14 protein-coding genes are annotated in these 15,979 nt (G+C 60.0%); 5 read left to right on the top strand and 9 right to left on the bottom strand.

All coding sequences use genetic code 11. The features are described from left to right. Positions 1–107 precede the first annotated feature (107 nt). The 5 genes from ACR0ES_RS15265 to glyA all read right to left on the bottom strand — a co-directional run bounded on the left by ACR0ES_RS15265 (position 108) and on the right by glyA (position 5,616). Positions 108–530: a universal stress protein gene (locus ACR0ES_RS15265; RefSeq protein WP_480539726.1), complete on the bottom strand. Its 423-nt coding sequence runs from the start codon at positions 528–530 to the stop codon at positions 108–110. Between the two features lie 80 nt (positions 531–610). Next, positions 611–1,984 (bottom strand): alanine/glycine:cation symporter family protein, encoded by a 1,374-nt coding sequence (locus ACR0ES_RS15260; RefSeq protein ID WP_480488771.1) that lies wholly within the window; start codon positions 1,982–1,984, stop codon positions 611–613. 25 nt (positions 1,985–2,009) lie between these two features. Next, positions 2,010–2,954 carry a lipoyl synthase gene (lipA, locus tag ACR0ES_RS15255; RefSeq protein ID WP_480546642.1) on the bottom strand — a complete coding sequence of 315 codons (945 nt, stop codon included), beginning with the start codon at positions 2,952–2,954 and terminating at the stop codon, positions 2,010–2,012. A 14-nt stretch (positions 2,955–2,968) separates the two neighbouring features. Then, positions 2,969–4,351 (bottom strand): dihydrolipoyl dehydrogenase, encoded by a 1,383-nt coding sequence (gene lpdA, locus ACR0ES_RS15250; protein ID WP_480871226.1) that lies wholly within the window; start codon positions 4,349–4,351, stop codon positions 2,969–2,971. A gap of 11 nt (positions 4,352–4,362) precedes the next feature. Continuing rightward, a complete protein-coding gene (gene glyA, locus ACR0ES_RS15245) occupies positions 4,363–5,616 on the bottom strand; it encodes a serine hydroxymethyltransferase (protein ID WP_480559936.1) in 1,254 nt (417 codons plus the stop codon). A 146-nt stretch (positions 5,617–5,762) separates the two neighbouring features. Here glyA and ACR0ES_RS15240 point away from each other — a divergent pair, with 146 nt between their 5' ends. Continuing rightward, complete coding sequence (locus ACR0ES_RS15240) at positions 5,763–6,365, top strand: helix-turn-helix domain-containing protein (RefSeq protein ID WP_480484283.1); 603 nt, start codon at positions 5,763–5,765, stop codon at positions 6,363–6,365. 67 nt (positions 6,366–6,432) lie between these two features. On the opposite strand, the gene ACR0ES_RS15235 is transcribed toward ACR0ES_RS15240, so the two are convergent. Further along, positions 6,433–7,380 carry a GlxA family transcriptional regulator gene (locus ACR0ES_RS15235; RefSeq protein ID WP_480871224.1) on the bottom strand — a complete coding sequence of 316 codons (948 nt, stop codon included), beginning with the start codon at positions 7,378–7,380 and terminating at the stop codon, positions 6,433–6,435. 80 nt (positions 7,381–7,460) lie between these two features. On the opposite strand from ACR0ES_RS15235, the gene ACR0ES_RS15230 reads away from it, so the two are divergent. From ACR0ES_RS15230 to ACR0ES_RS15215, 4 genes are all read left to right on the top strand, one after another. After that, positions 7,461–8,621, top strand: coding sequence for an acyl-CoA dehydrogenase family protein (locus tag ACR0ES_RS15230; protein WP_480520441.1), 1,161 nt, complete (start codon positions 7,461–7,463; stop codon positions 8,619–8,621). 2 nt (positions 8,622–8,623) lie between these two features. Continuing rightward, entirely contained in the window at positions 8,624–10,639 is a 2,016-nt protein-coding gene (locus ACR0ES_RS15225; protein WP_480539723.1) for an acetate--CoA ligase family protein, read from the top strand. A gap of 3 nt (positions 10,640–10,642) precedes the next feature. After that, positions 10,643–11,422 (top strand): carnitinyl-CoA dehydratase, encoded by a 780-nt coding sequence (locus ACR0ES_RS15220; protein ID WP_480871222.1) that lies wholly within the window; start codon positions 10,643–10,645, stop codon positions 11,420–11,422. A 75-nt stretch (positions 11,423–11,497) separates the two neighbouring features. Then, on the top strand, positions 11,498–11,968 hold the full coding sequence (locus tag ACR0ES_RS15215; RefSeq protein WP_480871220.1) for a hypothetical protein: 471 nt from the start codon (positions 11,498–11,500) through the stop codon (positions 11,966–11,968). Here ACR0ES_RS15215 and ACR0ES_RS15210 read toward each other — a convergent pair. The 3 genes from ACR0ES_RS15210 to ACR0ES_RS15200 are packed head-to-tail and all read right to left on the bottom strand — an operon-like array spanning position 11,959 to position 15,974. Beyond that, on the bottom strand, positions 11,959–13,029 hold the full coding sequence (locus tag ACR0ES_RS15210) for a polyprenyl synthetase family protein (protein ID WP_209507022.1): 1,071 nt from the start codon (positions 13,027–13,029) through the stop codon (positions 11,959–11,961). The genes ACR0ES_RS15215 and ACR0ES_RS15210 overlap by 10 nt on opposite strands. Before the next feature lie 4 nt (positions 13,030–13,033). Further along, complete coding sequence (locus tag ACR0ES_RS15205; protein WP_480484289.1) at positions 13,034–15,157, bottom strand: hydroxysqualene dehydroxylase; 2,124 nt, start codon at positions 15,155–15,157, stop codon at positions 13,034–13,036. After that, positions 15,150–15,974 (bottom strand): DUF3237 domain-containing protein, encoded by an 825-nt coding sequence (locus ACR0ES_RS15200; RefSeq protein ID WP_480871219.1) that lies wholly within the window; start codon positions 15,972–15,974, stop codon positions 15,150–15,152. The genes ACR0ES_RS15205 and ACR0ES_RS15200 overlap by 8 nt, the downstream gene beginning before the upstream one ends. Positions 15,975–15,979: the final 5 nt, after the last annotated feature.

Below are 15,979 nucleotides of genomic sequence, written 5' to 3'. Positions count from 1 at the left end.
GAACCGGCATCTCCCACCCGGCAAAATCAACCATCTTGCCGCCCAACTCAACGTGAAGCCCAAAAAGCGGCGTGCGTCTAATCTCGGTCATTGATCCAACCTTTCACTCAACGGGACTGGTCGCGAACAACCATGACGGTGCAATGCGCGTTGCGCACGACACGGGCCAGGTTCGGACCGATTTCATAATTCGGAAAATCACCCTTGGTCGAGGCCATGACGATCAGGTCAAAGCCGTCCTTGTAGGCGCGCTTGAGGATTTCACGGTAAACGCTGCCTTCTTCAATATGGACAGGCACGTCCGATGCGTTGCCATGATCCAGAATGGCCTGAACCGCATTTCGCACGTGATCTTTGGCGCCGGCGCCGTAGTTGGCGGGCAGGTTCGGCAGCTGGATGATCTCGGGGATAACGGCAACCGCATGCAGCTCAGCCCCGTAGAATTTCGCCTGTTCCAAGGCAACTGGCAGGGCATTTTTCCACGAACGGTCGTCGGTGTGATCAATGGGCAGCAGGATTTTCGTGGCCATCACGTCTCTCCTCGAGATATGGAATTCTGTTTCAAAGGCGGGGGGCCGGAATGGCCCCCCGGTTTCAAGTCAGACCAAGCTTATTCGGCAGGCGCGCCGCCCGGCTCTTCGGACTTGCCGCCCGAGGCGAAGAACTCTTTCGTCAGCTTGAAGACGATCGGGCTCAGCAGGGCCAGGGCGATCAGGTTCGGAATGGCCATCATGGCGTTCAGCGTGTCGGCCAGCAGCCAGACAAAGCCCAGATCCGCGGTTGCACCGAAGTAGATCGCGATGATCCACAGGATGCGGTAGGGAAGCAGGGATTTCACGCCCAGCAGGAACTCGACGCATTTCTCGCCATAGAAGGACCAGCCGAGGATGGTGGTAAAGGCAAAGATCGACAGAGCGATGGCGATGATCGACCCGCCGATACCCGGCAGAGTGGTCTCGAACGCCAGCGAGGTCAGCGCCGCACCGGATTCCCCCGATGTCCAAGCACCTGACGAGATGATCGCCAGACCGGTGATCGAACAGACGATGATAGTGTCGATGAACGTTCCCAGCATCGCGATCAGGCCCTGATTGACCGGGCCTTTGGTCTCGGCTGCAGCGTGCGCGATCGGAGCGGAACCCAGACCCGCTTCGTTCGAGAAAACACCGCGCGCCACACCAAAGCGGATGGCGGCCCAGACGGCTGCACCTGCGAAACCACCTTCGGCGGCTGATGGGGTGAAGGCGTAGGTGAAGACCAGCGACAGCGCATGACCGATGTTGCCGATGTTGATGATCAGGACCAGCAGTCCGGCAACGATATAGGCAATCGCCATGAACGGAACCAGTTTACCGGCGACCGCACCGATACGGGTGATACCACCCAGAATAACAGCGGCGGTCAGAACCATCAGAGCGACACCGGTGACCGAGGTGTTTACTCCGAAATTCGATTCCAGAACCTGTGCAACACCATTGGCCTGCACGCCGTTACCAATGCCAAAGGCCGCAACTGCGCCAAACAGGGCAAAGGCAACACCCAGCCACGCCCATTTCGCGCCCAGACCGTTCTTGATGTAGTACATCGGGCCGCCGACGAAGTTGCCCAGCTCGTCCTTTTCGCGGTATTTCACCGCGCAGACAGCCTCGGCATATTTGGTGGCCATGCCCACCAGGGCGGTCATCCACATCCAGAACAATGCGCCCGGACCGCCCAGGAAGACAGCAGTGGCAACACCGGCGATGTTCCCCGTACCGATGGTGGCCGACAGCGAAGTCATCAACGCGTTGAACGGGCTGATCTGCCCTTCGCCCTGACCTTCACGGCCTTTGAACAGCAGGCTGAAGCCCGTGCCAATGCGCAGGATCGGCATGAACTTCAGTCCGACCTGCAGGAAGAAGCCGACGCCAAGGATGAGAACCAGCATCAGCGGCCCCCACACGACGCCATTGATGGCCCCTACGATTGAATTTAACGCTTCCATGGATTCCCTCCCATTTGCGTTTGGTTTATGCCCCTTTGGCGATAGCCCGCTGGCGAGCCTGCCTGAGAGCAGCGAAATCTTCGTCCGCATGGAACGACGACCGGGTCAGCGGGGTTGCTGACACGTGCAAAAAGCCCTTGGACCGGGCAATCTGTTCCAGCTGGGCGAACTCTTCCGGTGTCCAGAACCGGTCGATTGGATGGTGTTTCGGGGTTGGTTGCAGATATTGGCCAACGGTCAGGAAATCGACCTGCGCTGCACGCAGGTCATCCATGACCTGACGCACATCCGTGAGTGTTTCCCCCAGGCCCACCATCAGGCCGGATTTGGTGAATAGTTCCGGATTGGCGCGCTTGGCATCATCCAGCAGCCGCAGCGACGTGTAATACCGCGCGCCAGGACGGACGGTCGGATATAGGTGCGGCACGGTTTCCAGATTGTGGTTGAACACGTCCGGTGCGGCGTCAAAGACTGCCTTGGCGGCGTCGCCCTTGCCCAGAAAATCGGGGGTCAGAACTTCGACCGTGGTGCCGGGGTTTTGGTGGCGTACCGCCCGAATGGTCTGGGCAATATGCTCGGCCCCGCCATCGGCCAGATCGTCGCGATCGACCGAGGTGATGACGACATGGCGCAGGCCCAGCTTCCTGACCGCCGCTGCAACGCGACCGGGTTCGAAAGCGTCCAGCGCGTCGGGGCGGCCAGTCGATACGTTGCAGAACGAGCATCCGCGTGTGCAGACCTCGCCCATAATCATCATGGTTGCGTGGCGCTTGGACCAACACTCGCCGATATTGGGGCAGGCCGCCTCTTCGCAGACCGTCGCCAGATTGTGATCCCGCATCAGGCGCCGGGTTTCGTAATAGGCGGAGCTGTCGCCTTTTTTCTTGCGTATCCACTTGGGTTTGCGCGGAATGACGCTGTCGGCCTTTTTGGCTTTTTCCGGGTGACGTGGTCTTAGCTGGATGGTCATCTGGCTGTTCCCCGCTACGCGTGAATTGCCCGGCCCAGGGCGTCAAGGCAGGCTTCTTTCACAGCCTCGCCCATCGCCGGGTGGGCATGGCAGGTGGCTGCGACCTCGGCGACGGTGATGCCCTGGGCCATGGCCAGAACCAGCTCGGCAATCAGATCTCCCCCATGCGCACCGCAAATATGCGCGCCCAAGATCCTGCCTTCGGAACTGGCCAGCACCTTGACGGCCCCGTCGGTCTCGCCGGTCGAGCGCGCCCGCGAATTGGCCATGAAGGCAAACTTCCCGACCACGTATTCAATGCCCGATTCTTGCAAGGCTTCTTCGGTCAGCCCGACCGAGGCGACCTCGGGGTCGGTGTAAACCACGCCGGGCACGGTATTGTAGTCAATATGTCCCGCTTCGCCTGCCAGCATCTCGACACAGGCAACGCCATCCTCTTCGGCCTTGTGTGCCAGCATCGGCCCTGGAACGCAGTCGCCTATGGCATAGATGCCGGGAACAGAGGTACAGAATGTGTCATCCACCTGAATAAAGCCGCGCGGGTCGCAGGCTACCCCCAGTTCTTCCAGCCCCAACCCGCGCGTTACCGGTCGGCGTCCGACGGCGATCAGAACCTTGTCGGCCTCGATCACCTCTTCCTTGTCTTTGCCAACCCGATCCAGAGCAAGCGTCAGTCCGGCCGCGGTCTTGTTGACGGATTTCAATGCCCGACCAAGCTGGAACTTCAGGCCGCGCTTGGCCAGCGCCCGCTGCGCCAGTTTTGCAATCTCGCCATCTATGCCGGGCAGCACACGGTCCAGATATTCGACGACGGTGACTTTCGCGCCCAGACGCGCCCAGACCTGACCAAGTTCCAGACCGATCACACCTGCGCCGACCACCACCAGATGATCCGGCACGCTTTCCATCGCAATCGCGCCGGTCGAACTCAGGACGTCCTGCTCATCAATCTCGATCCCCGGTAGCGTGGTAGGTTCCGACCCGGTCGCGATCAGAATGTTCTTTGCCTCATAGATGTCAGCGCCAACCTTGATCTGCCCGACTGAAGGGATGCTGGCCCAACCTTCGATCAGGTCAACGCCGTTCTTCTTGAACAGGAATGCGATGCCTTTGGTCAGGTCGCCCACGATCTTGTCCTTGCGCTCCATCATCGCGCCGACATTGATGCTGGCCCCCTCGACCGCAACACCGTGGGAGGAGAGATGTGCAAGCTCGGCATATTTGGCCGAGGAGGTCAGCAACGCTTTGGAGGGGATGCACCCCACGTTCAGACAGGTGCCGCCAAGAGCGCCGCGCCCTTCGACGCAGGCAACTTTCAGTCCCAGCTGAGCCGCGCGGATCGCGGCAACATAGCCGCCCGGTCCGCCTCCGATGACAATCAGATCGTAGGTGTTCATTTCGCGCACTTTCAGTAGATCGGGTGGCTTGCGCAAAGCGCGCGAACCTTTTCGCGGGTTTCTTTTTCGATGGCCGCGTCGCCTTCGGGCGACTGCGCCAACGCGTCCAGAACATCGCCGATCAGATGGCCGATCTGTTTGAACTCTTCAGGGCCAAAACCCCGGCTGCACCCGGCGGCAGTGCCCAGACGGATGCCGCTGGTGATGGTGGGCTTCTGGGGATCGCCCGGAACGCTGTTCTTGTTACAGGTGAACCCGGCACGTTCCAGCGCGGCCTCGGCATCCTTGCCGGTCACACCGATCGGGCGCAGATCGACCAGCATCAGGTGGTTTTCGGTGCCACCCGAAACGATGTCACATCCGCGCGCCATCATGACATTGGCCAAAGCCGATGCACTGTCGACAACGCGCTGCATGTATTCTTTGAACTCCGGCTTCAGCGCCTCTCCGAATGCAACCGCCTTGCCGGCGATCACATGCATCAGCGGTCCACCTTGCAAGCCCGGGAATACGGCAGAGTTGATCTTTTTCGCCAGCGCTTCGTCATTGGTCAGAATGATCCCGCCCCGCGGGCCGCGCAGTGTCTTGTGGGTGGTTGAGGTGACGATATGCGCGTGCCCAATGGGCGAAGGGTGCAGGCCAGTTGCGACCAGACCCGCGATATGCGCCATGTCCGCCAGCAACCACGCGCCAACTTCATCTGCGATCTCGCGGAAACGGACAAAGTCGATCTTCTGGGAATAGGCCGATGCGCCTGCGATGATCATCTTGGGCTTTTCCACCCGGGCCAGCTCGGCCACCTGGTCGTAATCGATCAGGCCGGCTTGGGTCAGACCGTATTGTACCGGCCGGAACCACTTGCCGGATTGGGCAGGTTTTGCACCGTGTGTCAGGTGCCCGCCCGCATCCAGCGACATGCCCAGGATGGTGTCACCGGGGCTCAGCAACGCCAGTTTGACCGCCCCGTTCGCCTGAGCGCCGGAATGGGGTTGAACGTTGGCGTATTCACAACCGAACAGCTGTTTCAGCCTTTCGATGGCCTCGACTTCGACCTCGTCGACATATTCGCACCCGCCATAATAGCGGCGCGCAGGATAACCTTCGGCGTATTTGTTGGTCAGGACCGAGCCCTGAGCCTCGATCACAGCTTTCGAGACGATGTTCTCGGACGCGATCAATTCAATCTGTTCCGCCTGACGTATTCCTTCGCGCGCGATCGACGCGGCGATTACCGGGTCAGCCTCATTCAGCGACGTTTTGAACATTATCCCCTCCTTCGGTTCCGAATCCTCAGTACGAAACTTTGTTTCCAATAGTGGAAAATGATCCAATAGGGCAACATAAATCTCTTATTCAAGAAGTTGCGTATGTATGGGAAAACCTGTAGCCTTTGAAAAACAGGGGGAAATCCATGGTCGATGAAAGCCAAAACGATGTTTCCGGGCTGGAAGAACCGGACGAAGGCGAGGCTTTGGGCCGCTCCATTCGCGATGCGCGGCGATCAAAAGGCTGGACTTTGGAAGAGGCTGGCCGTGCTGCGGGTATTGGTCGGTCCACTCTGTCTAAGATCGAAAACAACCAGACACGGCCCAGTTTTGAAATCGTGCGGCGCTTGACACAGGCGCTCGACATGAGCACGCCACAGCTGTTCCTGCAATCGGGTCAGTCGGGCATCTCGGGTCGCCGCGATTTCACCCCAAAAGGTGAAGGGGAATTCAAGACCACGCCCACCTATCATCACGAACTGCTGTGTTCCGAACTGACCAGCAAACGGATGCTGCCCTATATCGCAACGATCAAGGCGCGGGATGTATCCGAGTTCGACACTTGGATTCGGCACTCTGGCGAAGAATTCATGTATGTACTCAGCGGCGAGCTGATTTTCCTTTCCGAACATTACCGACCCCTGCCCATGAAGGCGGGGGATTCACTGTATTACGACAGTGGAATGGGCCATGGCTGTATCTCGACCAGCGACGAAGACGCCAGGATTCTGTGGGTTTCGCTGGAGTGACATCAGAAAACCGCATGCTTTATTGCAGGTTGTGAAAAGCAACAAACGGCTTCCCGCCAGTCCGGGCTCATCGCCCCGACAGGTTTCCATTCCGAAATGCGGTCGGCGTTTGACCGAACTCGGCCTTGAACGCGCGGGTCATGGCGCTGGCGTTTTCATATCCACAGCGCCCCGCGATCTCGGCGATGGATTGTTCCGTATCCTCGGCCAGATTGCGTGCGCGGTTCAGGCGCAGACGCCGGTACAGCGCTTGAGGAGTTGTTTTCAGTTCCGCCTGAACACGCGTTTCAAGCCGTTTTTGCGAACACCCGATTTTCCGGGCCACACTCCGGACTGACAGCGGTGCTTCAAGATGCGCCTGCATGACGGTCAGCGCACGATTGACCAGCGTGTCCTCGGATTTCAGAGGCAGGTCATAATGGCCGCGCCCGTTCCGGCTCATGAACAAGTGCTCGACCTCCATCGCCAGCAGCGGGCCGTGATCCCGGCGGATAAGGGTCAGGGCCAGATCAAAGGCGGCCATGGCCCCGGAACAGGTCAGCCGGTTGCCATCGATGACAAACCGTTCCTGCACGGCCTCCACCGCCGGAAACCTTTCCTCGAACCGCGAAAACTCGTCCCAATGAATGGTCGCCCTGTGGTCATCCAGCAATCCCGCGCTGGCAAGCAGCCAGCTTCCCGTATCCAGCCCGGCCAGGTGCTTGTGTTTCTTGGCCGCAGCCAGCACGGCACGCATGGTCGACCGCGTATCCAGCTTCAGGTATCCATATGACGGCATGACAAGAAGAAAATCCCCCTGTTGATCGCCGATGGCCCCGTTCGGGGTGACGACAAGGCCGCTGGAGCTTTGAACAGGGTTGCCGTCAAGCGAACAGAAGCGCCACGCATATAACGCCTGTCGCGACAGGGTGTTCGCCGCCCGCAACGGTTCGACCATGTTCGCAAGGCAATGGTTCGAGAACCCGTTGAACAGCAGGACATTGTACTGCTGCGATAATATTTTCGAGTTTGGCATGAAACTGATCTATCTCTGCATGCCGCGACCATGAGCGATGGCGTTTGGTTGGTCAACCACCGATCCAGGGAATACGCGCCATGCAGTTTGGTCTGACAGAAGAACAGGACATGATCGTCTCGACGGTCCGCAGCTTTGTAGAAAAAGAAATCTACCCGCATGAAGACGCGGTGGAACGCAGCGGAACGGTCCCGCTGGAGCTTGGCAATGAGATCAAGCAGAAATGTATCGATCTTGGGTTCTATGCCTGCAACTTCCCCGAAGAAGTGGGCGGCGCGGGCCTGTCGCATCTGGATTTTACGCTGGTCGAGCGTGAACTGGGCCGTGGGTCGATGGCGCTGACGCATTTCTTTGGCCGCCCGCAGAACATCCTCATGGCCTGCAACGACGAACAGCGCGAACGCTATCTGCTGCCCGCTGTGCGCGGGGAAAAGATGGACGCCCTGGCGATGACCGAACCGGATGCCGGATCGGACGTGCGCGGCATGAAATGTCAGGCAGTGCGCGACGGTGGCGACTGGGTCGTCAACGGATCGAAACATTTCATCTCGGGCGCGGAACACGCCGATTTCTTCATTGTCTTCGTTGCCACCGGCGTGGATGAGACCCCGAAAGGCCCCAAAAAACGCATCACCACCTTCCTGGTGGATCGCGGCACACCGGGCTTTGAAGTGCGCGACGGCTACAAATCCGTCAGCCACAGGGGCTATAAAAACTGTATCCTGTATTTCGACAATTGCCGCCTGTCCGATGCCCAGGTTCTGGGCGAGGTCGATGGCGGTTTTGCGGTGATGAACGAATGGCTCTACGCGACCCGCCTGACGGTTGCGGCCTTCTCGGTCGGGCGCGCGCGGCGCTGCTTTGACTATGCGCTGAACTACGCCGCCGAGCGCAAGCAATTCGGCCAGCCCATCGGCAAGTTTCAGGGTGTGGGCTTTCAGATTGCCGACATGATCACCGAGATTGACGCCGCCGACTGGCTGACCCTTGCCGCCGCTTGGCGCCTGGACCAGAACCTGCCCGCAAACCGCGAGATCGCCTCGGCCAAGCTCTATGCCTCCGAGGCATTGGCGCGGGTCACCGACACGACGCTGCAAATCTTCGGCGGCATGGGCCTGATGGATGATTTCCCGATTGAACGGTTCTGGCGCGACGCCCGGGTCGAACGGATCTGGGACGGCACCAGCGAGATTCAGCGCCACATCATCAGCCGCGATCTTCTGCGTCCGCTGGGCGCCTGACCATGACCAAAGACCTGACCCGGCTGCTGCGCCCGAAATCCATCGCTGTCATTGGCGGCGGTGCATGGTGCCAACAGGTTATTCTGCAATCCGAACGCATGGGATATGCCGGTCAGATCTGGCCGGTCCATCCCAAGGCTTCGGACATTGCGGGCCACAAGGTTTATGGGCTTATCGAAGACCTGCCCAACGCACCTGACGCGGTTTTTATCGGTATCAACCGCCACGCCACGATTGAAGCGGTTCAAGTCCTGTCCAGTATGGGTGCGGGTGGCGCTGTCTGCTTCGCCTCGGGCTTTTCCGAGGCCGTGGCCGAGGACGACACCGGCGGGGATTTGCAGGATCAACTGATCGCAGCGGCCGGTGACATGCCCATTCTGGGCCCGAACTGCTATGGGTTCATCAACGCGCTGGACGGGGCATTGCTGTGGCCGGATCAGCACGGGGTTGTGCCCGTCGACAAGGGCGTGGCGATCCTGACGCAAAGCTCGAACATCTCGATCAACCTGACCATGCAGAAACGCGGGCTGCCGATTGCCTATATGGTCACCTGCGGAAATATGGCTCAGACCAGTCAGGCGCAAATCGCCTCGGCCCTGATCGATGACCCGCGCGTGACCGCAGTGGGCCTGCATATCGAAGGCTTCAAGAACATCCGCGAGTGGGAGGCGCTGGCCGCCAAGGCCCACGCAAAAGGCATCCCTCTGGTCGCCCTCAAGGTCGGCGCATCGGAACAGGCGCAAGCGGCAACCGTTTCCCATACCGCATCTCTGGCGGGCAGCGATGCCGGGGCGCAGGCGCTGCTTGACCGGCTTGGCATTCCGCGCGTTTCGGCACTGCCTGACTTCCTTGAAACGCTCAAACTGTTGCATTGCTACGGGCCGCTGCCGGGGGGCAACATTTCCTCGATCAGCTGTTCGGGGGGCGAGGCGAGCCTGATTGCCGATATGGCCGTCGGCACGGGGTTGCAATTTCCACGGCTGAGCGGTGAAAAGCTGACCCGCCTGCGCGGCGCGCTCGGGCCAATGGTCGCGCTGAACAACCCGCTGGATTATCACACCTATATCTGGCGTGACGAGCAGGCGATGACGCGGGCCTGGTCGGGCATGACGGGTGACGATATCGACATGACATTCTCGATCGTCGACTACCCGACCACCGACTCCACCGATTGGGCCTGCGCAACGCAGGCAGCGCTGAACGTACGGGCAGAAACCGGCGCCCGGTTTGCGATTGTCGCCACCTTGCCGGAACTTTTGCCGGAAGACATCGCACAACAGCTGATGGCCGGGGGTGTTGTCCCCTTCATGGGCCTGCGCGAGGCGCTGTCTGCGACCCGCGCCGCAGGGCAGGTCAAGGCCCCATCCGCTGCGCCCGTTTTGCAACCGGGTATGATGGAACCAACCCAAACCCTGACCGAAGGCGCCTCGAAGGCGGCGCTGGCGGAATGCGGCCTGCGTATCCCGCAGAACCGGACGGTGCGGGGCGCGGAAGCTGCCCGTGCCGCAGCGGACCAGATGGAAGGCCCCTTTGCCGTCAAAGGTGTCGGGCTTGCGCATAAATCCGAACACAGCGCCGTTCGGCTGGGCATCCGGGCCCAGGACGTCGCGGCTGTCGCGGCAGATATCGGCACCGAAGACATCCTGATCGAGGAGATGGTCACCGGACCCGTTGCCGAACTTCTGATTGGCGTGGTGCGTGATCCCGCCCATGGGTTTGTTCTGACCCTTGGGGCAGGGGGCGTGCTGACCGAACTGCTGCGCGATACGGTATCCGTGCTGGTGCCCAGCCCGCCCGAAGACATCCGCTCCGCCCTTAGCCAATTGAAGATCGCCCCGCTGCTGGCGGGCTATCGCGGTCAACCGGCGGCTGATATGGATGCGGTTGTTGCCGCGGTCGAGGCCGTTCAGACCTATGTCATGCAAAATGCCGACACGCTTGGCGAGGTCGAGATTAACCCGCTCCTGTGCACGCCGGACAAGGCCGTTGCCGTGGACGCCCTGATAAGAAAGGCCTGAGATATGGACCCGATCAAAACCCGCCGCGATGGCTCGATCCTCGAGGTTACGCTGGACCGCCCCAAGGCAAACGCGATTGATCTGATCACCAGCCGCAGAATGGGCGAGGTCTTTGCTGAATTCCGCGACGACCCGGACCTGCGCGTGGCCATCCTGACCGGCGCGGGCGAAAAATTCTTTTGCCCCGGCTGGGATCTGAAAGCTGCCGCCGACGGCGACGCGGTGGACGGAGATTACGGCGTCGGCGGGTTCGGAGGCCTGCAAGAGCTGCGCGACCTGAACAAACCCGTGATTGCCGCCGTCAACGGTATCGCCTGCGGCGGCGGGCTAGAGCTGGCCTTGTCCGCAGACATGATCCTTGCCGCTGACCACGCCACTTTTGCCTTGCCGGAAATCCGCTCGGGCACCGTTGCGGATGCCGCCAGCGTCAAACTGCCCAAGCGCATCCCCTATCACATCGCGATGGAGCTGCTTCTGACAGGCCGCTGGTTTGATGCCGAAGAAGCCAACCGCTGGGGTCTGGTGAACGAGATCGTCGCCGCTGATCAGCTGATGGACCGCGCGTGGGGCCTCGCCCGACTGCTGGCGTCAGGGCCGCCGCTGGTCTATGCGGCCATCAAGGAAATCGTGCGCGATGCCGAAGACGCCAAGTTTCAGGACGCCATGAACCGCATCACCAAACGGCAACTGCGCAGCGTGGATGTCCTATATTCCAGCGAGGACCAGCTTGAAGGCGCGCGTGCATTTGCCGAAAAACGTGATCCGGTCTGGAAAGGCAAATAATAACGCGGTGTGTTTGTCGCGCGGATCCGGTAAATTTCCCATTTACTGATCCGCGCCACAGGTGCACAGTTGGGCATGCCTTATTTCGAACGAAAACCATACGTTAGCACGCCACTTCCGGTCAGCCCGATCGCGCCGCAGCCGGATGCGCAACCGATCTCGGACATTGCCCGCCGCGTGCTTGGGGCTGAACGGGGCGCGCAACAGCCGCTTGAAGGGCCATTTGCGTGCCGCAAAACCTGCCACCCCGGCGGTACCGCAACCATATTGCTGTCCTTTGACGCACCAAACGGTGGCGGGCCTGTCGCATTACAATTCGAACCGGGCGACCTGATTAACCGGAACGGCGACACTCTTCCGGCAAACCGGGTCAATGTTGTCCCCCCGCGAATCCAGTTAAACCCCGGCGAGTCAACGGATGTTGCCGTCATTGTAACCGTGCCGGATCTTGCCGATCCCGGCGAATATCACGGCCGGATCGCCTGCACAGGCACAGTGCAAACCTCGATCATCGTGATGTATGAGGTGGTGGGCGCTCAAACCTGACGGGTTACGAGATAGTCCATGAAATGACCCAGAAACGCGCGCGGCACTTCTTCGGTGGCTGCAAAAACCTGCGCAAACTCCTGACGGGCCGAGGCCAGCAGGTCATTGGCCGCGTCCTGTGCATATCTGATGCAGCCATAGTGATCCATGCGATCCAGAACCCAGCTGACATCCTGCGTCGAGCGGTTGTCACGCGGGTTTGACAGCATCTCCGACAGGCGCGCTTTTTCGGGCTCATCCGCCTGCAAGCTAAGCCGCCCCAGCATCAGCGTGCGTTTGCCTTCGTAAATGTCCCCGCCGATCTCTTTGCCATATTTGTCCTGCGAGCCCACGAGGTTCAGAACATCATCCTGTATCTGAAACGCAGCCCCCAGAAAAAACCCAAACGCGTTGAAATCGTCCAGATTAAGCGCGCCTGACGCCACATCATGTGGCCGGGCAATCAGCGCCCCGATGCGCATGGGGTGAATGAAACTGTACCAGCAGGTCTTCTTCAGACACATCGTCAGATAATCCGATGCATCCACGTTCAGCCGGTTGTCCCGTATCCAGCCAAGCTCCAGCGCCTGACCTTCAATGGACTGCTGCAAAAGGTGATCGAACTCGTCCACCACGCGTATACCCGTTTCAGGGCCCAGCGGCCCAAGGTTCTGGCGCAACAGGCGCAGGGCCAGCGATTGCATCCCGTCGCCGGTATTGATCGCCAGAGGAACCCCAAGCCGCTTGTGCATACATTCGCGCCCGCGCCTGAAATCGCTTTGATCCTCGATATCGTCATGGATCAGAAATGCGTTGTGCAGCAGTTCAAGAACGGCGGCAGACACCCGTGCGTTTTCGCTGTCACCGCCGAAAGCCTCGCATGTGGCCAGCAACAGCGCGGGCCGCAACCCCTTGCCCGAGGTTTCGATGTAATCCCGCATCGGCCCGTACAGATAGGCCTGCGGTTCGCCCGTCGGCAGCAGTTGCAAAAGCGTCTCACGGGCCCGATCCCCGTATGAGGTCAGGGTTTTCAGAAAGTCCTGCTGTGCCGCAGGATCCAGATGTGCTGTGCCAGTGGCCACAGGGTCATCCCTTCTGGGTGATGATCACACGGGTTTTGGTCTCGTTCCTGCCCGTCTCGGCAAGGTTTGGTCCGGTGGCGGAAAAAGGTGAATCCGTCAGCGGCAAGGCTTTGGACAACACCCCCGTCTGGCCGCTGTCCCGGCCCAGATCAAAGGCAACATCCTCTGCAATCTCCTCTCCCGGGATCGGAAGATCAGCGGTCGGCTCGTAGGCCACCATCAGGTCAAACAGCTCTTTCGGAGGGCAGATCATGCGCAACGCGTCCGCAATCGCAGGGTCTTCGGTAATCCCGCCGGGTTTTGAATATTCCGTAGCCGGTTTCGCAATGACGGCAAGCGGCCCTTCGCCGCCACGCTCAACACCCACGGAATCCTGTCCCATCCTCAGCGCGGCTTCGACCGCAACCGCAAACCGGTTGTCCCAGGGCAGGCCGGCCTGATAACGGGCAAAATCATAGGCGCGCAGCGGTTTCAGGATATCCGGCTCGTGCAGGTCCCAGATCTGGCAGGGCTCAGCTTTTGATCCACCGCGTTGCAGGATGGCATTGACCGCCCGGCGCGCCGCTTCGTTCGCCCCTTCCATGGTGGCAAGATCGGTGTAGGTGCGCACATAATCCGACGCCAGCATGAAGTTCGGGATTAATGTGGCCGCCTCAGGGCGCAACCGCCAGCTGTTGATGCGATTGACCAACAGCGGCTCCACATTGGTTTGGCGCTTGGGGTCGTTGGGATCCTGCACAATATCCGGATCAAGGAACCAGTAATGCATATCCTCGTCGCGCAGGACGGTCTGGCCATCCACGTTGACGCTCCGCTTGAGCTGTTCCCAAACCTCTTGCGCAATCTCCTCACGGCTGCAATCACGCGCGGTTTTTCCATTCAGGCCCGGCTTGTCCCATTCCGAGATATCTATTGAAAGCAAACCCTTGGTCTTGCCTTCTGCCCAGTTTTCAAAGTTGATGGCCGACCAGAACTGTTTTTGTGAAACCGCGGTCAGGGCCCAGGGGCTGTCAATGAAAATGACATGGCCGTGCGTCAGTTCAACATCCTTTGTCAGATAGAACTGAATTCCGTTCATCCATTGCACGTCTTCGGCCAGCAGGGGCAGCTTGGCCAGAGACGGGTCGATTGCCGTCATCGCAGGGGTGATCAGCGGAGCGATCCGTTCGATCGGCATCGCACTGATGAACCAGTCCCCGGTGACCTGCTTTTCTTCGCCATCCTGTTCAACCGTCGCGCTGACGATGCGGCCATCCTCGCAGTCGATGCCCGTGACCTTTGAGTTGAACTTGTACACGACCCCCTTGCTTTTGAGGTAATCCAGCCACGGCTGTATCCAGACAAGGTTGGTGGGACCGTTCAACAGCCGGTTGCCATGCGGCTCGGGCGTCGCGATACCCAGTTGAAGCTGAACGGCAATGTCGCCCACGGTCTTTGTACTGGCAGTTGTCGCCTTCGCAGCCACCAGCGAACGAGTCAGGCCAATGGCCAGAAACTTCTGATACGCTTCCGAGCGTTGTTCGGCACCGATGAAGTCCCACCACCCGATGCGTTCATATTCATCGAACCGGCGTTCCTTGCAGGATGTCGCGATGCGCCACATGCAGGCGATGAAATGTTCGACATCCTCATAGGCGATCTGGTCCCGGGGCGAGAGCGTGAATGCAACCGTCTTGAGCGCGTCGGCCACGTCTTTCAGCGTGCGGGGAAACCGTTCGGGAACGATGATTCCTGGGTCGTCGAACTGGCTGACCAGAACCTGAGTGGTGGATACCAGATTATCGTAACAGGTGCCTTTGCCGTAATAGGGCGTGCGCGCCATCGTATCGGTGATATGGCGGTAGAAATTCGGAAAGAACCGGAACCCATGCTCGCCGGGCAGCCAGGGGCGTTTCACGCCTGGGGGATAACTGGCGCCGTCCATCTCGGCCCATTGTTCAAGCGCCTTGATGTGTTTCGCCTTAGACCCGTGATCGCCTTCGCCCTTCATCACGGGGATGCTGCGTGCCTTACCGCCGGGGATCAGCTGGCGCTCGTGAATCTCGACCTCGTACCCGCGCTCGATCAGCTCATGCGCGGCGCTCATTCCGGCCACGCCACCGCCCAGTATGACAACCTTTTCAGCCATCGGATGTTCCTTTCGCGGAATAGACGTCAAAGCGCAGGGTGATATCGGACAGGCTGGCTTCGCCGATGCCGAACCCCTGCAACCTGTTCATCCAGGCATAATTCGGGTTTGACGTCAGGTATCGCGGTGCCAGCCGGACCGGGGCCGAGGCGGGCAGAGTGCCCTTCGCCAGCCCGGCAAACCCATCCGAGCCAAAGTCACACACGCCGGTATCTTCAAACAGGATCGGCGCACCCCCTTCAACGGGTTGAATAAGCGCTCGGGCGTGCAAAAGCCCAACTCCGTCGGATCGCACGCGCATCCAGTCGCCCCCCAGCGGATCGATCGTCCCCTTCAGATGAGGTCCTTCAACCGTTCCGCCCTCTTTGATCCCGAAATGCAGCCAGATGCCGTCCGGTGTTTCCCCCGACGGATAGAACTCGTCGGTGAACGGCACCACAAACCTGCCAACGTGTTCAAGCGCGGGCACTTGCGTGACTGGCTTTGCCGGGCTTGGCGGCGCAGGCTCGGGGGCCTTTCCGGGGCCGGGATCATATTCGCGACCACCGGTCGTCAGCACCGGTCGCCAGGTCAATGTCTTTTCCTGGGTCACAGATGGCAGCATGGCTGCAAACTGCTGAAACCCCGTCATGGGGTCGCATTGCAAGGGCCAGCCGCGAATGGCGCGTTCGGGGCCGCCATCTTCGGAACAGATCACACGCACCACGTCATGCGAAGACACGGCGGGTCCGGCTTCGATCAGCACCCGATTTAACCCATTTTCGTTGATCAATTCGGACCAACGCAATGTCACACCCCGGTCTGTGAATTCTCGCATGACCA

Source organism: Ruegeria sp. N7 (genome assembly GCF_056531345.1).
Note: the sequence above shows the minus strand (reverse complement) of the source record. Positions and strands in the feature narration are given on the sequence as shown.